Genomic DNA, 20850 nt, shown 5'->3' with positions numbered 1-20850 from the left:
GTGCTAAGTCAGCAGATGAGGTTATATGCACAGTAAATCTTCGCGAATAATCAACTTAAAATTATCAAGCCATGAAAATCCAATTTATTGATTTAAGCAGTCCTTTGTGGCTAGAAACTCTGGATAATCTCAGACATGATTTTTATCATTTACCTGGCTATGTGGATTTAGAAGCAAAAAGAACCGAAGCAACCGCAGAAGCTATTTTGATTGCTGATGATGACAAAATATTCTTTTTGCCTTATTTATTGCGAAAGTGCAATAATTTATTTGCAGAGACAGTAGAAGTTTTTGATGTTATATCGCCCTATGGCTATCCGGGATTTTTGTTAAATGAAGCCGCAGCTAGCACTCCTGATTTTTTTATCTTGGCAATCGAAAATTTAACACAGGCCTGGCGCGATCGCAATATTTGTTCGGCTTTTTTACGGCTGCATCCTATTCTCAACAAGGATGTTAATACTTCGATAAACAATGACTTGTTTACACTCAATGGAGAAACAGTTTCTGTAGATTTAACACTCGAACGAAGTGAAATATGGAGTCAAACTCGCTCTGAACATCGCAATAAAATAAATAGATGCGTCCGCGAAGGTTTTTCGGCTAAAATGGTTCCTATTCAGGAATATATTAATGATTTCAACGCGATTTATGAGGAAACAATGGCTCGGGTTGGGGCTGCAAAGTTATATTATTTCGGAACTAATTATCTGGTAAAACTCATCGATGTATTAGGAGATAAATTGCATTTATGTATGGTAGAATTGAATGGAGAAATTACCTGTGGTGGTTTGTTTACTGAGTGCTGCGGCATCGTTCAGTATCATCTGGGTGGTACGAAGTCAAGCTTTTTGAAACAAGCACCCACTAAACTAATGTTTGATTATGTTCGATTCTGGGCTAAGGAACGCGGTAATCAAGTTTTCCATCTAGGCGGTGGTTTAGGAGGTTCGCAAGATAGTCTCTACCATTTCAAAGCAGGTTTCTCTAAGCAAAGACACACTTTTTTCACCCGACGCTTAATTACAGATGAAGAAAAATATCTTCATTTAGTTAACCTACGTGCAAAATATCTGAAGATCGAGGTGGAGCATCTACTGAATACCAATTTTTTCCCTGCATATCGCTCTAACTGATTAGGAGAATTGTATGATGGACAACAAGCAAGTTTACAGCACAGTAGAATTTGAGAGTTGGGCAGACAAAGAACAATTGATTGAGGAAGAAAAGTATCTAATAGAAACTTATTTAGCTCGAACAGGAAAAATACTCGAAGCTGGAACAGCAGGAGGAAGAATTTTATTAGAAATGAAACAGATGGGTTTTACATCTCTTGCCGGTTATGATTACGTGCCAGAATTTATTGAGCAGGCAAAAAAAAGAGATGCGACGCAGAGTATTTCTTTTGAAGTTCAGGATGCAACTAGCTTAAACTACGAAGATGCTAGTTTCGATCAGATAATTTATCTTCAACAAATTATTTGTTTGATCGAAAATGATTCAAGCAGATTAAAGGCGATGGAAGAGGCTTATCGTATCCTCAAAATGGGGGGGATTGCATTATTCTCATTCCTCAGCTTTGAAACGAGAGTTAGAAGTCCCATCTACAAGTCATATTTATCTTATCTCAGCCTGATACGGAAGCTTCGCGGCTCAAATCGTTCTCTTCAATATATTCCTTGGCTGAAGCTTGGTGGAAAACCAAACTGGTTATGCCTTCTGGATCGAGGCCCTTATCCTTATTGGTATCAAGTTGCAGAGGCTGAACAGATTATAAAAAAAGTTGGTTTTCATGTAGTTGCTGTGGGTTCTAGTTATCAGATCAAACAAGAAGGAAGAATGCCAGAATCAATTGAAACATTAGCGAATGAACGCCTACAAGGAATGCTTTACTTTGTCTGTAAAAAATGAATGATGAGCAATGAACCATGAATAATCACCGATCGCCAATCACCAAATTCAGCAGATTAGTTAAGTGGGTATTAGATAGATTAGTTGCCGCGATCGCCCTACTAATTTTCTCTCCCATCGTTTTAATAGTGGCGATCGCCATTTACATCCGCATGGGTTCTCCCGTTGTGTTCACACAACCGAGGCCAGGTAAAGATAGCCACGTCTTCAAGTTCTACAAATTTCGCACGATGACGAGCGATCGCGATCGCGAAGGAAACTTGCTCCCCGACGAACAACGCCTGACTGCGATCGGTCAATTCTTGCGAAAAACCAGTTTGGACGAACTTCCCCAACTGTGGAATGTTCTCAAAGGCGACATGAGCTTTGTTGGCCCTCGTCCCTTGTTAGTACGATACCTAGAACGCTACAGCCCAGAACAAGCACGCCGCCATGATGTGATGCCCGGAATCACCGGGTGGGCCCAGGTGAACGGTCGCCGACTTCTAGATGGTAATTGGCCGGAGAAATTTAGGCTCGATGTTTGGTATGTGGATAATTGGAACCTGTGGCTGGATTTGAAAATACTTTTCCTGACAGTAGGTCAAGTCTTGGGACAAAAAGAAATCAGCCAAGAAGGTCATCTTACAAGTGAAGAGTTTAAAGGTAATGAATGAAGTCTCCCCAATGACCAAACAAATCCTCCTCTCAACGCCGCACATGGGCGAACTAGAACAAAAGTTTGTCCAAGAAGCCTTTGACACCAACTGGATCGCCCCCGTCGGCCCCCATGTCGATGCTTTCGAGCGGGAATTCTGCGATGTTGTCGGTTCCAGCCACGCCGCTGCTCTGAGTTCGGGCACTGCGGCTTTACATTTAGCTTTACAATTAATTGGTGTCAGTGCAGGCGATGAGGTTTTTTGCTCGACTCTGACGTTTATTGCTACGGCGAGTCCGATTACTTATTTAGGCGCCAAACCGGTTTTCATTGATAGCGATCGCACTACATGGAACATGAATCCAGAATTGTTGCGAGAAGCCCTGGACAAACGAGCCAAATTAGGAAAGTTGCCCAAAGCTGTGGCGATCGTACACCTCTACGGTCAAAGTGCCGATATTGACCCTATTTTAGCAGTTTGCAATGACTATGAAATACCCCTAATTGAAGATGCGGCCGAATCCCTAGGAGCTACTTACAAAAACCGTTCTCCGGGAACTTTTGGCAAAATCGGGATTTTCTCATTCAACGGTAATAAAATTATCACCACTTCCGGCGGCGGAATGTTAGTTTCTGACGACCAAAAACTGGTAGAAAAAGCCCGTTTCTTGGCGACGCAAGCCCGCGATCCTGCTCCTCACTACCAACACACCGAAATCGGCTATAACTACCGCCTCAGCAACGTTTTAGCGGGGATTGGGATTGGTCAATTGCGGGTTTTGGAGGATAGAGTTGAGGCGAGACGGCACAATTTTGAGGTTTACAAACAAGCTTTGGGAAATTTGCCGGGAATCGAATTTATGCCGGAAGCTGATTTCGGACGCGCTACTCGCTGGCTGACTTGTTTGACAATTAATCCTGCTGCTTTCGGTGCGGATAGAGAACTTGTTCGCCTCGCACTGGCGAAGGAGAAAATAGAAGCGCGTCCGGTTTGGAAACCTTTGCATTTGCAGCCAGTATTTGCTGAGTGTGAATCTATCGGAGGCGAAGTTGCTGAAGAGTTATTTGAACATGGTCTTTGCTTGCCTTCTGGCTCGAATTTAACTGAAGAAGATTTAGAACGAGTCACCAGTGCGATCGCAGAAATTCATCGAACAGCTTGAGGGATGAAAGGCGATTCAGCTCAACGAAAAAAAACCTGTTTCTTCAAGAAACCGGGTTTTGAGATGGTCTCGAAGTTGGTCGCTGAATTAGGCTGAAAGAATGCGATCGGTTTCCGGTACTCTATTTAAGTTTAAGCGATCGCGCACTTCTGCCAGCGGCGTTTCCCACAGCTTATTCCACTCAATTCCAAATAGCAGTTTAGCCTGTTTTCCCCGCAACCAACCTCGGCATAGCGCATCCATATAATCGCCGCTGGTTTCAATGTCTTGTAATGTAGATTTTAACAAATTTTTAGCAAGGAGTGCCAGCCAAAAACGAGAAGCCGACATCTGCGCCACATAAAAAGCCTCTAACTCAATTTCTCCTGTTATATGGGTGCTGCAACCGGTGACGACGTGCCAACAGTCATGGGTTTCAGTAGTATGCACAGCCAAAAATGCCAAGTCATCATCAGGGATTTCTTTGGCTGACAAAACTTTGAGGTTATTGCTTAGCATATGAACTGCATAATGATAACCGAGCGTATTTTTCGGCAATTGGTGGAGTGCTTCCAAATCGACATTTCCCAAACGCGGACGTTCTTTAAATGCCCGTTTTGCTTGAGGTTCCTGGGAAAGAATATCTATTATTAGCTGGAGGCTATAACCATCGCTCGCAGCTTTGAACAAGTGTCCGAGAGCCTCAAAGTCTCCGTCAGGAGATTTCACCATGTTAATAAAAGCTTCCAGAAGCTGCGCTTCCCGCTGCTGTTTTTCTGTGACGATGTTCTCCATTTGCTCATCCTCCTTTGCTAAAAATATTTCTGGTAACTGATGCAGTATTTTAGCACGCATTTTTATTTGATAACAATAGTCCGGACAGTTTGCGATCGCCAACGGTAGAATGAGGGTTTCAGTTTCATCAGAATCAGAAATATTAACGGTAGAATGCGGGTTTTAGCGGCTAATCTCAAAACAGTCCGGAGTATTGATTTGATAAGTGCCCGCCAAGTTACACCATTCTATTGTATATTGAGAAATTTTGAGATTTTTATCACTTCTAGCTAAGGACTTGACGGGAGCATCTAATACCATGCGTGAAAAAATGTTGCAACAATAAAATTTTGGGGTTTGTTTCGTTCACCTAATGTGTAAGGTGCGGAGCTATTAGATTTTCACTCTTTTTTAGAGATTGTCGATGGCTCCACACCCTACATATACTGTTGCATTAATGCATGAAAATTGGTATAACTTGAGACTTGAGGATAGGGTTATACCAATTTAGATTTGAGATTAAAGAATGGATATTAAAGAATTGAATAATGGGGAATCACTTACTGCATAAGGGTTCGGAGCAGGAGCCTACAGTTGCATTATTTTTGGGGAAACTGGTATTAGATGCGATCGCCCGTCATGTTCTCAAAAAAGTACGCGCGGCGCAGCATCCCGTAGGGCATCGCCCTGTTATTGATTAGCCCTCGCAAAAGTACGCGCGGCCCAGCTATCCCCCAAGGCTGAATTGCCCAACCCACCCCGCCTCAACTCCCCAGACTATTCTACCAAATCGGCGATCGAGAACTTCAGTAAGTCACACAGCGCCTTCATCTGTGCTGGGTAAAGCTTGGGTAGGTGTCTGTCTTCGAGTCGATCGCCGTGGACTGCACAACATTATACGCTTCTACTTTGGTCGATCTAAACTAGATCAACATTTTCATCCATGAGATATTTGAGCATTGTTCGCCAAATTGACTTCTCTTTCTGCCTTTAACTGCATCAGAATGTGGGTGGGTGGCGGCGCGGTTAAGATTTATCTATTTGTTACCCCATTCCATCGCCTCACCCAACTCACGCTACAATAGGTTCTGTTGGCTAACTATATTTTTTTAAAATAAAAATATATTATATATTCACTTTGAAGATCGTGTCAAGAGTATTGTTGGAAAAATATCGAAGTCTCCGTAAAATTAACGAGCTTAGCTCCAGTGTCGATCGCACTCAGGTGAATATATTTTAAAATGCTAAGTTAATTAAAGATTGTATGAAGGTTGCGGATAAGTCTTTACATTGTCGCTCTAAATTTTGTTATTGTATTAGCAAGTTTGATTCGATCGACTGAATTATTGTACCACAGTCTTGCACTCTAAACAGAACGGCAGTTTCCCCCATGAGAATTTTAGTCACAGGCGGTGCGGGTTTCATCGGTTCCCATCTGATCGATCGCTTAATGGCCCAAGGACACGAGGTAGTCTGCCTGGATAACTTTTACACCGGGACTAAGCGCAATATCCTCAAATGGCTGGACAACCCCTATTTTGAGCTGATCCGCCACGACATCACGGAACCCATTCGGTTAGAGGTAGATCAGATTTACCATCTGGCTTGTCCGGCTTCGCCAGTACACTATCAGTTCAACCCCGTCAAGACAATCAAAACGAATGTCATCGGGACACTAAATATGCTGGGATTGGCGAAACGGGTAAAAGCAAGATTTTTTCTGGCTTCCACATCAGAAGTTTACGGCGATCCGGATGTCCATCCCCAAACAGAAGACTATCGCGGCAACGTTAATTGTATCGGTATTCGGAGCTGTTACGACGAGGGGAAGCGAGTAGCTGAAACCCTATCTTTTGACTACCACCGCCAAAATGGGGTAGACATTCGAGTTGTACGAATTTTTAATACCTACGGCCCGCGAATGTTAGAAAATGATGGCCGAGTTGTCAGCAATTTTATTGTTCAAGCTTTGCGCAATCAACCGCTGACTGTGTATGGCGATGGTTCCCAAACACGGAGTTTTTGCTACGTTTCTGATTTGGTGGAAGGATTTATGCGCTTGATGAATAGCGACGAAATCGGGCCGATGAATTTGGGGAATCCCGGCGAATACACTATCTTGGAACTGGCCCAGAAAATTCAAAACATGATTAATCCTGGGGCGGAAATCATCTTCAAACCGCTGCCACAAGACGATCCAAAACAGCGACAACCGGATATTACTCGTGCTAAAAGTTGGTTGGGGTGGGAGCCAACTATTCCGCTGGATCAAGGTTTAGAGTTGACTGTGAAAGATTTTCGCGATCGTATCGAGGGAAACCAAAAGTAGATACTGGGGGATTGTAGGGGCTTTCCCCCCGTGGTTGCCCCCTGCTGCTGCAGAAGAGTGGTTGCCCCCTGCTGCTGCAGAAGAGGGTAGGCACGGCGAGGCACTACCCCTACAAATTGTTCGCAATTCATAATTGAGGACTATACCAATTCCCAATTCCCAATTCCCAATTCCCAATTCCCAATTCCCAATTCCCGATTCCCAATTCCCATTCCTACCTGATTTATTTACTAACTTTGAGGAGATTTCTATGCGTGTTTGCGTCATCGGTACAGGATACGTTGGCTTAGTCACCGGCACTTGCTTGGCCCACATCGGACATCATGTCATTTGTGTAGACAACAACGAAGAAAAAGTTAAATTAATGAAGTCCGGACAGTCTCCTATTTTTGAACCCGGACTGTCTGAATTAATGTCCTCTGCTTCTCAATCGGGAAATCTAGAATTTACTTCAGATTTAGCAGCAGGAGTGGCTCACGGGGAGATTTTATTCATTGCGGTAGGGACTCCTCCTTTGCCCACTGGAGAAAGCGATACTCGCTACGTGGAAGCGGTTGCGCGCGGCATTGGCGCTCATCTCGACGGCGATTACAAAGTGATCGTAAACAAATCAACTGTACCCATCGGTTCGGGGGATTGGGTGCGGAGGATTGTATTAGACGGTTTGGCTGAACGTCAAAAAGCTCAAAGCGGTGAGGGCGTTACAGGTGAGGAAGTAGCAGCAAAAATAGGTGCTGATTTTGATGTGGTTAGCAATCCAGAGTTTTTGCGGGAGGGTTGCGCGGTTTTCGATACGTTTAATCCCGATCGCATTGTTCTCGGCAGCAACTCTCAGCGGGCGATGGATATGATGCTACAATTATACACGCCAATTGTCGATCGCAAGTTTGCAGAAAATCCGTCTTTGCCTGTGGTACCTGTAGTGATGACTGATATCAGTTCGGCGGAGATGATTAAGTACGCAGCTAATGCTTTTTTGGCGACTAAGATTAGCTTTATCAATGAAGTGGCTAATATTTGCGATCGTGTCGGCGCAGATGTTACCCAAGTAGCCAAAGGTATCGGTTTAGATTCGCGAATTGGCGGCAAGTTTTTGCAGGCTGGTATCGGTTGGGGCGGTTCTTGTTTCCCCAAAGATGTCTCGGCATTAGTTCACACTGCTGAGGATTACGGCTACGAGGCGCATTTGCTGAAAGCGGCGGTGGAAGTTAACGAACGCCAGCGCTTGATTGCAATTGAAAAGTTGCAGCAAGTTTTGAAGATTCTCAAAGGTAAAACAGTCGGACTTTTGGGTTTGACTTTCAAGCCGGATACTGACGATTTGCGGGATGCCCCAGCGCTGAATTTAATCGATAATTTGAACAGATTGGGAGCGAAAGTTAAAGCTTACGATCCGATTGTTTCTCAAACTGGGATGCGTCACGGTTTGTCCGGTGTTTTGGTGGAAACCGATCCGGAAAGGTTGGCTGATGGTTGCGATGCTTTGGTGTTGGTGACTGACTGGGAACAGTTTCGTAATTTAGATTACGATAAAATGGCCAAATTGATGGCTCATGCAGTGATGATTGACGGCCGCAATTTCTTGGACAAGAAGGTTTTAGAAGCTGCTGGTTTCCAATATGTAGGGATTGGAAGATAAGAAAGAGTTTTGAGGATAATATCTATCCTGTAGGGTGCGCTATGCGCACCTTACAAAACTCGCAGCCAACAATCGCGCGTTTGCTCGCCCCGCCTGCTTTAGAAACTTTCCATTAAGGTTTTTTCTTGAGCGTAAACATCTCGTAGTTGTTGCAGTGCTGAGGCAGAAATTACCGATTTAACTGTAGCGACTAATGTACCCCATTCCAGCAAGCTGTCAACTGAAACAGCGGCTTTGAAGTTGTACGTATAGAATTTAGTCCAAAATTCTGGTGCTTGGGTGCGTTTCCAGCGTTTGTACCAGCCGAGAAAATCTTGAGCGCAGGCTGGTTTTACTTCTAAGATTGGGGGGAAATCGGCGTAGCTGACAAATCTACTCAGGCCTTTGGCGTGTACGTACACCATGTTGTGACAGCATTCGATTCGGTAAATTTGGTCGGGCGTGATGTTGAACAAAAGTGCTACTGTTTCTTCGGTGACAAATCTCGATCGCGGATTGACTATTGACGATTTGTGAATAATTTTTGAGGCGCCGATCGCTGACGACCTTAACTGATTCTCTGATATCATTGTAGTTGCATCTGGTGGTGGTAGCTCAATCTATCTGCTAGGTGCGACCGACTGAAATTATCTGTCAGAATTAATTTTAACAGGCGATCGCCTTTAGTTTCGCTGACCGGGGGCGATCGCTTTTTGCTATATTATACTAAATCCAAAATTTTGTAAATAGTTTATATGAGTAAAGGTTTAGTCAGGTTGCGGGTTCGAGAGTTGGCGGCCGAGAAGGGATGGACGCTGAAGGAGGTTGCGGAGCGATCGGGCGTCGGCTACAGTACGATTAGCAATTATGCCCGCTCTCAGGGGATGGCGATGGTTGACTTTGCGGCAGTGTACAAGTTGGCCCGCACCTTTGATGTGCTGATTGAGGATTTTGTGATCATCATGGAAAAGTAGGTGCTTTTTGGCGATCGAGTTTTGTTTTTGCGATCGACCTTTTTGTCGAAATTATAGCAGTTTTAAATCGGATCAACAATTGCCCCGAAATTCGGACACGGTAGTAATCGTAGGGTGTGTCGCCTGCGAAGAATCCCTAACTAAATATCGAAAATCTCAAAGCTCCGCACCTGTCAACTCGCCCGATCGCCAATAAAGTCGATCGCCTACAATCAAGTATTCGGGTGTGTCGCCACAAAAAATCCTTAGCCAAACATGAAAAATCTCAAAGCGACGCACCTGTGAACTCGCCCGATCGCCAATAAAGTCGATCGCCTACAATCAAGTATTCGGGTGTGTCGCCACAGAAAATCCTTAGCCAAACATCGAAAATCTCAAAGCGACGCACCTGTCAACTCGCCCGATCGCCACTAAAGTCGATCGCCTACAATCAAACTAACCCGCTTCGAGCAGCGCATCAGGAGAACCGTCAAATGTCAGATCCGATTACCTTGGGCTTGCTTTTCACAGTCGCTTGGCAAGGCATACTAGGAACTCAAGTTAATGATGCAGCAAAACATCTCTGTTTGACAGGCATTAAAAAGATATCGCGAAACGGTAAAATTGTCAATCACGATTTAGAAAAAGCGCTGAAAACATCTTTCCTGAAAGCTCAGCAGCAAATCGCCTCAGAATGCAAGCAGGAAATCGATCCGAAAAATAGCGCTAACCGAGAGAGTTTTAGCTATTCGCTGCAAGACAGGCGGCGCGATTTTGATTGGTTGAAACGAAAGCTCGAAAAGCTCAAATTAGATTTAGAACAGGTTAATAAAGAAACAGTCCCGTCTGGGATTCCGATTGAGGGTTTAGATGAGATAGAATTGCTGCTGACTGCCACAGATGAGTTAAAGCAGAATCGGGTAGCAGCAGTTGAGCAAAAATTGCTGGAAGTTGCCCTCGAAAATTGCGATGTCGCACATTACAAAACGAAGTTAGAGCAAGAGTTGTTTGCCTTGGTGGCTGCATACTTTGCTCAAGAAATCAAGGAAAATGAAAAGGTTTTTCAGATATTCACCGGGCAAACTTTGACGCGAATTGATACCACAACCCAAGAGATGTATGCTTGGCTTGAGGAGATTGTGCAAAAGAGCCGCATTGTTTACCAACCGATTGACTGGCGGGCTATTTGTCAGCAGATTTTAGACGAGAAAGAACAGCAGCGGCTCAGTAGCAATCAGCTAACTTTTGGCGATCGTCAAATTGATGATGTTTATGTGCCGCTGGGATTGGTTGAACGGCACAAAGTGACTCAGCGCCGGGAGGATTTGGCGGCGGAGGAAGGTTCGGATTTGTACCGGGAAAAAGAAGTAACTCAAACCTTTGAAAATAAGGAGTTTCTGGAGCAAGTTTTGCGGGGAGGAAGTAGCCCGAAGAGCAATGGGAAGCGGTTAGCAATTATTGGGGAACCGGGGGCGGGGAAAACTACGCTGTTGCGGCAGATTGCTAATTGGGTGGCGGAGGAAATTTCCGAGGCGATTGTTATTTGGGTTGCTTTGGCGGATTTGCAGGGGAAAGATTTAGAATCGTATTTATTTGATACTTGGTTGCTGGCGGCAATTAAGAGGGTTGGGAAAGCTGAGGCGACGGCGGATATTAAAGATGATTTTTTAGCACAGTTTAATGCTGAGCGGGTTTGGTTGGTGTTGGATGGCGCGGATGAGATGGCTGCGGGTGATGGGAATCCTTTGGCGGAAATTCAGCGACAAGTTAGAACGGGCGGCTGTGTTCAAAGGGCGCGGATTGTGCTAAGTTGTCGGCAGAATGTTTGGGATGCGATCGGCTCTGCCTTGGATACTTTTGATACTTATCGTACTCTGGAGTTTTCCTATCCCGAACAGGTGGAAATGTTTATCGATAAGTGGTTTGGAACCCCCCCTAACCCCCCCTTGCTAAGGGGGGGGACAAGAGAAGAAGGGGATACTTTTGCTCGTGGTTTATCAACGCAGGCGACAGGAGAAGGGAACACTCTTACTCCCCCCTTAGCAAGGGGGGCTGGGGGGGTTCTTCCTCCCTCCATCCCAACCCAAAATACAGAAGAAACTCTTACTCCCCCCTTAGCAAGGGGGGCTGGGGGGGTGCTTTCCCAACAGCTACGGGAAGCATTAGCAGCATCGGGGAAAGAGCGAATTCAAGACTTAGTAAAAAATCCGCTGAGATGTTCGCTGCTGTGCGGTACTTGGCAGTCGTTGGATGGGGATTTGCCGGATACTAAGGCTAAGCTTTATCGGCGGTTTGTGACTGCTTTGTATCAGTGGAAGGAACCGCGCCTGAATTGGAGTCAGCAGCAGGATTTGAATGCGGCTTTGGGGAAATTGGCTCTGGCTGGGATGTTAAATGAAACGGATCGGTTTCAGTTACGAGAAAGTGTGGGATATCGGGTGATGGGTGCATCGCAGTTTGAGATAGCTTGCCGCTTGGGTTGGCTGAATTTGGTGGCGAGGGATGCGGAGACGGCGGAAGGGATTTATGCTTTTTATCATCCGACTTTTCAGGAATATTTTGCGGCGTTGGCGGCTGAGGATTGGCATTTTTTCTTGAATCATTTTCCTGGGAATCCGCAGCATCCTGATGCTCGATATCGGATTTTTGAGAAGCAGTGGAAGGAGGTTATTTTGCTGTGGTTGGGCCGTGAGGAGGTTGGGAAGGAGGAGAAGGAAGCGTTTATTAAGGCGTTGGTTGAGTTTGAGGATGGGTGTGGTAAATTTTATGGAGATCGGGCATATTTTCTCGCGGCTGCGGGGATTGCTGAGTTTAAGGATTGCAGTTTTGCTGATGAGATTGTGTCGCAGGTTATTAAGTGGGGGTTTGGTTATTTTGATGAGGAAAAGCAGGAGTGGCAAACATTTATCGCTCCACTGGCAGAGAGTTCATGGGATATACTGAAGGAGACGGATCGGAAAAGGGCGATCGTAGCTTTAGTTGAGTCAATCCGCAATTCAGGTAATGAAAAAACCCGGTGGATAGCGGCAAATATATTAGGGGAAATAAGCAAAGATAATCCAGTTGCGATCGAAGCTTTCGTCGAGTTAATCCGTAATTCTCAGGATGAAAATACCCGGAGGGAGGCGGCAGCTAGCTTAGGAACAATAGGCAAATCTAACCCTGTTGCGATCGAAGCTTTAGTCGAGTTAATCCGTAGTTCTCAGGATGAAGATACTTGGAAGCAAGCGGCAAAAAGCTTAGGAGAAATAGGTGAAGATAACCCAGTTGCAATCTCCGGGTTAGTCAAGTTAATTCGCAATTCAGGCGAACAAAATACCCGGATGACAGCGGCAAATAGCTTAGGAAAAATTGACATAAATAACTTAGTTATACTTGTAAATTTTGATGAACTGAGTGCTACTTCTGAAGATGACAATACGATGATTAAATTGGCATATAGCTTGTCAAAATCAGTAACAAACAACTCTCTGATACTCGCAAATTTAGATAATTGCGACGAGCTTATTGGTACTTCTGAGGATGACAATACCTGGAGAAATGCCCTAAATATCTTAGGAAAAATCGAAAAAGATAACTCAGTTGCGCTCTCAGCTTTAGTCGAGTTAATCGGTACTTTTCAGGATAAAAATACCCGGAGGAGAGCGACTGTAAGCCTAGGGCAAATATGCAAAAACAACCCGGATGCGATCGCCGCTTTAGTCGAGTTAATCAGCAATTCAGGTGATAGACATATCCGTAGTATAGCGGCAGATAGCTTAGGTGAAATCATGAAAGATAAACACTTCGCGATCGCAGTCTCTGGTTTGAAAGATTGCCTAACTTCCGAAATCTACAAAAACGACTTTACTCTTTATCACAAGTGCTGCCTCGTCATCTCTGACTGTGCCCAAAGCAAGACTTACCCAGAATTTTATCAAGCATGGCACACTCAACCCACCAATTCCCCAATACCGGACAACCACCCACAAAATCCAGATATCCCCACACTCCTAAAACAACTCAAACCCACAGATAAAACCTTCCCCGTACCCCTCAACATTCGCGCGTTAGAAGGCGAAACCGATATAAGCCCGATCGCCCAAGAACTCTGTACCCAACTATATCAAACAATCTTCCCCGCAGATACAGACATCCCCGCCATCCGCAACGCCCCGGAATTCAAGCGATTAATCCCCCAACTCAAACACCGGCTGCAAAAACCGCACATCGCCTTAATCTTGCACTCGTGCCCGTGCGAAAATGCGCTTTCGTCTTTCACCCGCAAACTCGCCGACTCTCACATGGGTATTCATATCGCCTGGATTAGCGATTAAGCAGGCGAAAACCATGTTATACTGATTTTATGGTTTAACCCCTTAAATAAGGGGTTAAATACCAGGCACATTCTAGTCATTATCTAGAAAGTATCTAGAAACCCAGAACCTTGACAAACCAATAGTCACAGAGAGAACCTACCATGAAAGCTCAATCTCAAAAGGCACAGTCCGCTTGTGATGTATCTGTTTACTCTGACAAAGGGTCACTCGCCTTGCGCTTCCCCAAGCGCCATAGCACCCTGTGGGAGCTACTAGACGGTAAATCACTCAAGGGTAAGCCTAAGTGCTTAGGAATAGGCAAATACGGCTACTCTGATACCCCAGAGGATTGGAAGCGGGCTAGCCAAATTGCTGCTGCGATGGAGGCTGATTTAGACCATCCAGAGTGGGAAAAGCTGTTTGACCCTACCCTTGCTAAATATGGCTTAGGAGGGGGCAAATATGCTAAGTTAGCTGATGTACTTCAATTGCCGGGTACGACTCAAACCGTACCTGAGATAACCGTAGGTGCGATGTGGGAAGCATATCTATTGTGGAAAAAAACAACCATAGAAGAAACTACTTTTGACACAACGTACAAAAAATATGGCAACATAATTTACGGTAAAATTTTTCAAAACAAGGGTAGTCAGTTGACACTATCTGACAACCCGCTAGCTACCGTTCATTTAAATGACAAACAGGGTATTGAAACCGCGCTTGATTCAATAACATCCAAACTCAAAACTTTGAGTTTGAGAGCGTTAAATCAAGCCTTTGAGTATGCCCAATCAAAAGGATTAATCGTTAATTCGGCTACTAACAATCCTTTTGCTACTAACAAATTTAGCGTACCTGTTGTCACAACACAGCAAAAGTATGCTGACAAAGTAGTTAATGGTGAGATTGTAGAATGGCATGAAGTAGAGGATGAGAAAGCTTTAGAGAATGATAAGCGTGCCTTTACTAAGGATGAACGTGATATCATCATCAAAGCGTTTTATGAGTCTGATAGCAATAGAACTCGCAAAGGTTCTATCATGTTTGCACCGTTTATCGAATTTCTGTTTTTAACGGGTTGTCGCCCTAGCGAAGTTTATGCACTAACTTGGCGTGACGTTAATTTTGAACGTCATGTTATCAAAATTAGTAAGTCACTAGGTGCTTCTACTCGCAAGGTTAAAAACACTAAGACGGGCGAGAGCCGCTTGTTTTATTTTGAAGATTTTGAACGTTTAAAAGCTTTGTTGTTAGAAATTAAAGGCGACAAAACAGAGGGTTTAATTTTTTCAAATGCCAATGGGGGGTATATAGATACTTCTTCCCTAGGGAGAGTTTGGCGTGATTATGTAAAAAAACAAACTCTCAAATCAGGGGAAGAAGTAACGTATTTCTATCCCGGTATAGTCTCACAATTGGCTCGTGAAGGCAAAATTAGTGGTTATTTAGCGTCCTATCATTGCCGTCACACTTACATCACGCTAACCGCGCAAGCTAATAGCCACAATAACAACGCTCTGTTACGCATAGCTAGCAGTTGTGGCAACAGTGTGGATGTGATTCTAAGACATTACTTAGGTATTAATGAGTCAACAGAGTTAGTAGTAGTCTAACCCTACCCAGTACATACCTACCTACCCTAACCCGGTAGGTTTTTTTGTGCCTACTTACTGAGTGAACCTGTAGGTCATATCATCAGTAAATATATAACTTTATCCCCCCCAATATGGGGGGATAAATAATAAAAATATTACAGCTACTAATCAAAACTGAACCCCCCTATATTTAAATAGATAAGTTTTATTAATGAAGTGAGTCGCTATCCTTTCCCTTCATTTTTTGCAATTTATAATCACTCATGCTCTTAATCGCCACAGAAACAGCCATTTTTGCCTCCTTTAAGGCTTGAAAGGTACAAAACCCTGGGGGGGATTTATTTTTCTTTACTACCTCTTTCTACCCACTATTTTTGTATCTCTCTGTTCATGTTTTTTATCTAGTTAGTTAGTTCTAATGCAATATTTCCGTTACATTGATTTACAATTACTCTAATTTTAATATTAATAAAACTTATCTATTGTACTCCCCTATACTCGTAAATGTTTACAAATCTTACATATGTACATCACTTAAATAACACTGTTTAATGTTGACAACGATGTTACCAACCTATAAAGTTCCGTAATCCTGTACTACTAAATCCGCTTTATTTACCCACAAAAAAGTAGACCAACTGAGATTGACCTACTTTGATTTACGGTTTAATAGTGCTTTAGCCGTTACAGTAAACAAAACGGATAATAGCACCTTGTGGTTTCAAATGTTGGTTGTGTTCGTCTAATTTAATTTTCCACCATCTCCGACGGCATCTATCAATTATGCTATCGCCATCCTTAAGCGCTTCTAGCTTATAAGCAGGGACGTACCTATTCTTTGTCAGGTAATGAGATGTTACTATGTGTTCCCAATAATGGGGCATAGAGACGGGTGTATTCTCGTAATTCACAATCATTCTGCCACTTCCTTGTTCAGAATACTTTGCGCTTAAATCGCTGGCTGTTTTCAGTATATGTCAAAATATTTCAAAACCATATAGGTTTACAAAATCAGTATAGCGTTAAAATGGACTAAAACAGGGTGTAAATAGTAAATATAAAAATAGCCAATAAAAAACCCTCCTATTCAACTTTTTTGTACCTTTTAGTCTAATTAAGTAAGCTATAATAAATAAACCATATTAGCGACTTACGCTACAAACAAAGGTTATATAACGAACTTTTATTTTTTCTGTACCATTACCCGTAACAAAACTTTACAGAACTTAACGGTTATACCGTTGACAAGCGGCTGCAAACCTGCAATCGTGAGTAACTAAGGAAGATTGATGCGCGGTAATGCGGTTTTGACGAACCACACTAACCACGACTTCCCCAAACGTTTACAACCAACGATTGGAACAGAATAACTATGACAGATTTACCGTTATCAAGTGATTTGCGATCGCAAATCGTAACGTCCGCGTTAGAAGAGCGAGAAGAATACTGTTCGGCACGTAAAAGCCTAGGTTTCAACTCAGGTTTTGTTTTTGGTAACTTGGGTGCTGGGAGTTTCGAGTTCTACAAACAGCTTGCTAAGAAACTAAATATAGATTCCTATGCAAAATGTTTCGGCAATGTAACCATGACTGAAACATGGAAACGTCTAGTGCATTATGAGGGTGAGTTTCCTCCTCCTGAATCGATAGAGCGAACAGAGCGAAAAGCGAAGTTACCGAATGAGAGTCCACATATCGCTCTTAAAAAAGCGACTGTAATGGAGGAATACTTAGGGAATTCCGACAAAGCTCAAATAAACATGGTAACTGACATCACCCCACAAAGTATTTTACAGTTACCGATATTGCCTCTTTCTTCACTCCATTTTTTACCTCCTTCTCGTGGTTTGTTCTTTGTGATGGTAAGCAAAACAGAACCAAAAGTTATTTATGTAGGCAAATCTCAAAACTTAAAAGTTTCTTGGGAACCTGTTTATACCCGTAGCAGGTGTCCAATTGCAGGACACAGAAAGCGATAGGTAACTACCTTGACCAACTTAGGACTTGACTTGTATATTAGGTGGATACTTTTACCCGGCGGTAACGAACCTTCTGTGTGGCAAGAAGACATTGACAGTAGCCAACTTTCTTTGTGGCAAGCTCACGCCAACAAAGTGCTTAGTCCCTTCTTTTTGGGTAGGGAAATAGGAGATGAAATTACTTTAGACTGGGATTTACCAATGCCTCGCCACTGGCAACAAATCTCTAGAAAAGAGTAAGTTTGTCAGGTTAGGTAAAGTTAATATGCTAATGAGTCCTTTGGGTAGGGGGACTCATTTTTATTGTTTATCCCCTTATTTAAGGGGTTAAAGTTAAATAATAGATTATCAATTATCCTACATATTTTTACTCTCACCAAGTCGAAAATCACTACTCTAGAGTCTGCCAAGCATAGCGATATTTGTACTTTGTGTTATGGCCTAAAATCAAAACCGGGTTTTTCACCCCAAAACGTCATTTTAATTTTTTATAAATGGGGGTTTTGGGAGTGTTTATGATTTATCCCCTTATTTAAGGGGTTAAAGTTAAAGTGCAAGATACTAAGCTAGATTTTAGAGGGTGTGGTGTCTAGATTATGCCTAGAAAGTGACAAGCCACAATTAAGCAATCTCAACAACTAGGATAACGTAAATAGGTTAAATGACTAGAAAGTATCTAGAAATCAAGGATAGGATGGCTGAAAGCATTGGTAAATGGTAACTAATCTGGATTAGCGCCACACCGCTGGAATTGCCGTTAACAGGTTTTGCGGTGGATGCAGAGGATTTGTTGGAGGCGGTGCAGGATTGGATTGCGGGGATTGGTGCGTGATATGATGTTATGCCTTTGGGGCGGGCTAGAAGCCCACCCCACAAGAGTTTATACTCGTTACCAGGCTCTGCCTGGTAACGCAGATCCGGGAGGCTCTGCCTCCATTTTACCAGCCGAGGCAGAGCCTCTGAATATGGGTTCCAAGGCTCTGCCTTGGAACCAGTTAAGTTTTAATTTCTTCAACCCCTCTGAGCTCGGGTTTTGTCTGTGTCGGCGCGATTTCAATCGCCCGCAACCGCCCCACTACCGCAATACTACTGCAATACTAATGGTAAAGATACAATCGAGCCTCCCCAAGACTCCCGCAAACCATGTCCAAGCAAAAAAAGACCCCAGCCAAAACCTACACCGAAATCAACCTCAGCGACCCGCAATACTACTTCAACCGAGAACAAAGCTGGCTAGAATTCAACAACCGCGTGCTCCACGAAGCCCTAGACCCCCGCACGCCCCTCCTAGAAAGACTCAAATTTCTCGCTATTTTTAGCTCAAACTTAGACGAATACTTCATGGTGCGAGTAGCCGCACTCAAACAGCAAGTAGAAGCAAAAGTCAGTAAATTGACCTCCGACGGCCGCACGCCCCAAGAACAGCTAGATGCCATCAACAAGCGGCTTTTGCCGATGGTTACTCAGCAACACTCGTATTTTGAGCAAACTCTGCGGCCCAAATTAGCAGCAAACGGCATCCACATTCTCGACTACATTGACCTCAATCAAGAACAGCGAAATTACTTGCATCGCTACTTCAAAGAACAAGTATTTCCTGTGCTCACACCCCTAGCAGTTGACCCCAGTCATCCCTTCCCATTTCTATCCAATCTCAGTCTTAATTTAGCAGTAGTTGTCAGAGACCCCGACACCCGCGAAGAACTATTTGCGCGCGTCAAAGTACCGCAGGTTCTGCCCAGATTTTTGCCCTTACCGGAGGACTTGCAGTGGCAGCAGAGGGGCAAATCTCCTGTGTGGACGGGGGTACCTCTCGAACAGGTAATCGCCCACAATTTAGAGGCTTTGTTTCCGGGGATGGACATTCAGGAATATCACCCGTTTCGGATTACTCGCAATTCCGATTTGACTGTGGAGGAAGATGAGGCAGATGATTTGCTGCTGGCCATTGAACAGGAACTCCGCAAACGCCGATTTACAGGTTCTGCGGTGCGCCTGGAAATTCCAGCGATTATGCCGCCTGCACTGCGAGATATGTTGATGGACGAGTTGGATCTCGGCGAGCAGGATGTTTACGCCGTGGAGGGGCTGCTAGGCCTCAAGGATTTGATGTCTTTTGTCGGGTTGCCGGTACCGGAACTCAAAGATCCGCCTTGGACTCCGGTGGTGCCGCCCCGCTTGCGGAACTCGGAACCGCCCAGGATGGTAGGTAAATCGATGTTGGATGTTGAGGAGGGTGAGGATATTTTCACGGCCATCCGCCAGGGCGATTTGATGCTGCACCATCCCTATCACTCGTTTGCAGCCACTGTCCAGCGGTTTATTACTGAGGCGGCGAACGATCGCTCGGTGTTAGCGATTAAGATGACTTTATACCGCACTTCTGGTGATTCGCCGATCGTCAGTTCTTTAATTCAAGCTGCGGAAAACGGCAAGCAAGTAGCCGTTTTAGTCGAGCTCAAAGCCCGGTTTGACGAAGAAAATAACATTAATTGGGCGCGCAAGTTAGAACAAGCGGGCGTGCACGTTGTCTACGGTTTGGTGGGACTCAAAACCCACACCAAGGTGGTGATGGTAGTCCGGCGCGAGGACAGTTGCATTCGCCGCTACGTCCACATCGGCACGGGAAATTACAACCCGAAAACTGCTGGACTGTATACGGATGTGGGTTTGTTGAGTTGTCGCGAAGATTTGGGTGCGGATTTGACGGACTTGTTTAATTATTTAACCGGTTATTCCCGACAGCTATCTTATCGTAAATTGTTGGTGGCGCCTGTCAATATGCGCGAGCGTTTTTTAGCATTAATCCGCCGCGAAGCCGACTTCTGCCGCTTACAGGCCGAAGGCGGCACCGGTAGCTGCGGCCGGATTGTCGCTAAAATGAATGCTTTAGTTGACCCTCAAATTATTGTTGCTTTGTACGAAGCTTCCCAAGCGGGTGTTAAAATTGATTTGATTATCCGGGGGATTTGTTGTTTGCGTCCGGGCGTTGAGGGTGTTAGCGAAAATATCAAAGTTATCAGTATTATCGGCCGCTTTTTAGAGCATTCTCGGATGTTTTATTTTTTCAACGGCGGCAACGAAGAGGTGTATATTGGTTCTGCTGACTGGATGCAGCGCAATCTCACAAGGCGGGTTGAGGCGATCGTGCAAGTGGAAGATCCGACTATAGTGATGGAGTTGCAAGAAATTTTGGGTGTGATGTTGGCGGACAACCGCCAAGCTTGGGATTTGCAGTCTGGGGGACACTACTCTCAGCGACGCCCGCCTGCTAATAACCCGGAGGTGAGCTCTCAGCAAATTTTGATGGATATGGTAAATTAACCATTTACCAATGCTTTCAGCCATCCTATCCTTGATTTCTAGATACATTCTAGTCATTTAACCTATTTACGTCATCCTAGTTGTTGAGTTTGCTTAATTGTGGCTTGTCACTTTCTAGGCATAATCTAGACACCACACCCTCTAAAATCTAGCTTAGTATCTTGTACTTTAATTTTACCCCCTTAAATAAGGGGATAAACCATAAAAATGAGTCCCCCTACCCAAAGGACTCATTAGCATATTAACTTTACCTAACCCGACAAACTTGATACTTAGAGCGGCATAGCCTCA

General features: G+C 44.2%; 15 protein-coding genes. 13 read left to right on the top strand and 2 right to left on the bottom strand.

The annotated features are described in order from the left end of the window. Window positions 1–71 precede the first annotated feature (71 nt). The 4 genes from QUB64_RS15320 to QUB64_RS15305 are packed head-to-tail and all read left to right on the top strand — an operon-like array spanning window position 72 to window position 3711. Window positions 72–1136 carry a GNAT family N-acetyltransferase gene (locus QUB64_RS15320; RefSeq protein WP_333271292.1) on the top strand — a complete coding sequence of 355 codons (1065 nt, stop codon included), beginning with the start codon at window positions 72–74 and terminating at the stop codon, window positions 1134–1136. 13 nt (window positions 1137–1149) lie between these two features. Further along, window positions 1150–1911: a class I SAM-dependent methyltransferase gene (locus tag QUB64_RS15315; protein ID WP_333271289.1), complete on the top strand. Its 762-nt coding sequence runs from the start codon at window positions 1150–1152 to the stop codon at window positions 1909–1911. Window positions 1912–1928: 17 nt separating this feature from the next. After that, on the top strand, window positions 1929–2567 hold the full coding sequence (locus tag QUB64_RS15310) for a sugar transferase (protein ID WP_333271286.1): 639 nt from the start codon (window positions 1929–1931) through the stop codon (window positions 2565–2567). A 10-nt stretch (window positions 2568–2577) separates the two neighbouring features. After that, the gene (locus tag QUB64_RS15305) at window positions 2578–3711 is read left to right on the top strand and encodes a DegT/DnrJ/EryC1/StrS family aminotransferase (RefSeq protein WP_333271284.1); all 1134 of its coding nucleotides are present in this window, start codon (window positions 2578–2580) and stop codon (window positions 3709–3711) included. 87 nt (window positions 3712–3798) lie between these two features. Here QUB64_RS15305 and QUB64_RS15300 read toward each other — a convergent pair whose 3' ends face one another. Beyond that, window positions 3799–4545 carry a Coq4 family protein gene (locus QUB64_RS15300; RefSeq protein ID WP_333271281.1) on the bottom strand — a complete coding sequence of 249 codons (747 nt, stop codon included), beginning with the start codon at window positions 4543–4545 and terminating at the stop codon, window positions 3799–3801. A 467-nt stretch (window positions 4546–5012) separates the two neighbouring features. Between QUB64_RS15300 and QUB64_RS15295 the strand changes: the two genes are divergently transcribed. The 3 genes from QUB64_RS15295 to QUB64_RS15285 all read left to right on the top strand — a co-directional run bounded on the left by QUB64_RS15295 (window position 5013) and on the right by QUB64_RS15285 (window position 8432). Beyond that, complete coding sequence (locus QUB64_RS15295) at window positions 5013–5165, top strand: hypothetical protein (RefSeq protein WP_333271280.1); 153 nt, start codon at window positions 5013–5015, stop codon at window positions 5163–5165. A 689-nt stretch (window positions 5166–5854) separates the two neighbouring features. After that, window positions 5855–6793 carry a UDP-glucuronic acid decarboxylase family protein gene (locus QUB64_RS15290; protein ID WP_333271277.1) on the top strand — a complete coding sequence of 313 codons (939 nt, stop codon included), beginning with the start codon at window positions 5855–5857 and terminating at the stop codon, window positions 6791–6793. 250 nt (window positions 6794–7043) lie between these two features. Continuing rightward, entirely contained in the window at window positions 7044–8432 is a 1389-nt protein-coding gene (locus tag QUB64_RS15285; RefSeq protein WP_333271559.1) for a UDP-glucose dehydrogenase family protein, read from the top strand. Window positions 8433–8530: 98 nt separating this feature from the next. Here QUB64_RS15285 and QUB64_RS15280 read toward each other — a convergent pair whose 3' ends face one another. Beyond that, window positions 8531–9001 carry a hypothetical protein gene (locus tag QUB64_RS15280; RefSeq protein WP_333271274.1) on the bottom strand — a complete coding sequence of 157 codons (471 nt, stop codon included), beginning with the start codon at window positions 8999–9001 and terminating at the stop codon, window positions 8531–8533. Window positions 9002–9166: 165 nt separating this feature from the next. Here QUB64_RS15280 and QUB64_RS15275 point away from each other — a divergent pair, with 165 nt between their 5' ends. The 6 genes from QUB64_RS15275 to ppk1 all read left to right on the top strand — a co-directional run bounded on the left by QUB64_RS15275 (window position 9167) and on the right by ppk1 (window position 20559). Next, the gene (locus tag QUB64_RS15275) at window positions 9167–9385 is read left to right on the top strand and encodes a helix-turn-helix domain-containing protein (protein ID WP_333271272.1); all 219 of its coding nucleotides are present in this window, start codon (window positions 9167–9169) and stop codon (window positions 9383–9385) included. Between the two features lie 473 nt (window positions 9386–9858). Beyond that, a complete protein-coding gene (locus tag QUB64_RS15270; protein ID WP_333271270.1) occupies window positions 9859–13680 on the top strand; it encodes an NACHT domain-containing protein in 3822 nt (1273 codons plus the stop codon). A 143-nt stretch (window positions 13681–13823) separates the two neighbouring features. Beyond that, window positions 13824–15275, top strand: coding sequence for a tyrosine-type recombinase/integrase (locus tag QUB64_RS15265; protein WP_333271267.1), 1452 nt, complete (start codon window positions 13824–13826; stop codon window positions 15273–15275). 1354 nt (window positions 15276–16629) lie between these two features. After that, window positions 16630–17235, top strand: coding sequence for a hypothetical protein (locus tag QUB64_RS15260; protein ID WP_333271264.1), 606 nt, complete (start codon window positions 16630–16632; stop codon window positions 17233–17235). A 9-nt stretch (window positions 17236–17244) separates the two neighbouring features. Continuing rightward, window positions 17245–17475, top strand: coding sequence for a hypothetical protein (locus QUB64_RS15255; RefSeq protein ID WP_333271261.1), 231 nt, complete (start codon window positions 17245–17247; stop codon window positions 17473–17475). 903 nt (window positions 17476–18378) lie between these two features. Continuing rightward, entirely contained in the window at window positions 18379–20559 is a 2181-nt protein-coding gene (gene ppk1, locus QUB64_RS15250; RefSeq protein ID WP_333271259.1) for a polyphosphate kinase 1, read from the top strand. The last annotated feature ends 291 nt before the right edge of the window (window positions 20560–20850 follow it).

This window comes from Microcoleus sp. Aus8_D2 (assembly GCF_036702665.1).
Lineage (GTDB): Bacteria > Cyanobacteriota > Cyanobacteriia > Cyanobacteriales > Microcoleaceae > Microcoleus.
This window is presented reverse-complemented; position numbering and strand designations above follow the sequence as displayed.

Coding starts and splice junctions, on each gene's coding strand:
- QUB64_RS15320 (WP_333271292.1), top strand. CDS start 72: ATGAAAATCCAATTTATTGATTTAAGCAGTCCTTTGTGGCTAGAAACT.
- QUB64_RS15315 (WP_333271289.1), top strand. CDS start 1,150: ATGATGGACAACAAGCAAGTTTACAGCACAGTAGAATTTGAGAGTTGG.
- QUB64_RS15310 (WP_333271286.1), top strand. CDS start 1,929: ATGAATAATCACCGATCGCCAATCACCAAATTCAGCAGATTAGTTAAG.
- QUB64_RS15305 (WP_333271284.1), top strand. CDS start 2,578: ATGACCAAACAAATCCTCCTCTCAACGCCGCACATGGGCGAACTAGAA.
- QUB64_RS15300 (WP_333271281.1), bottom strand. CDS start 4,545: ATGCGTGCTAAAATACTGCATCAGTTACCAGAAATATTTTTAGCAAAG.
- QUB64_RS15295 (WP_333271280.1), top strand. CDS start 5,013: ATGGGGAATCACTTACTGCATAAGGGTTCGGAGCAGGAGCCTACAGTT.
- QUB64_RS15290 (WP_333271277.1), top strand. CDS start 5,855: ATGAGAATTTTAGTCACAGGCGGTGCGGGTTTCATCGGTTCCCATCTG.
- QUB64_RS15285 (WP_333271559.1), top strand. CDS start 7,044: ATGCGTGTTTGCGTCATCGGTACAGGATACGTTGGCTTAGTCACCGGC.
- QUB64_RS15280 (WP_333271274.1), bottom strand. CDS start 9,001: ATGATATCAGAGAATCAGTTAAGGTCGTCAGCGATCGGCGCCTCAAAA.
- QUB64_RS15275 (WP_333271272.1), top strand. CDS start 9,167: ATGAGTAAAGGTTTAGTCAGGTTGCGGGTTCGAGAGTTGGCGGCCGAG.
- QUB64_RS15270 (WP_333271270.1), top strand. CDS start 9,859: ATGTCAGATCCGATTACCTTGGGCTTGCTTTTCACAGTCGCTTGGCAA.
- QUB64_RS15265 (WP_333271267.1), top strand. CDS start 13,824: ATGAAAGCTCAATCTCAAAAGGCACAGTCCGCTTGTGATGTATCTGTT.
- QUB64_RS15260 (WP_333271264.1), top strand. CDS start 16,630: ATGACAGATTTACCGTTATCAAGTGATTTGCGATCGCAAATCGTAACG.
- ppk1 (WP_333271259.1), top strand. CDS start 18,379: ATGTCCAAGCAAAAAAAGACCCCAGCCAAAACCTACACCGAAATCAAC.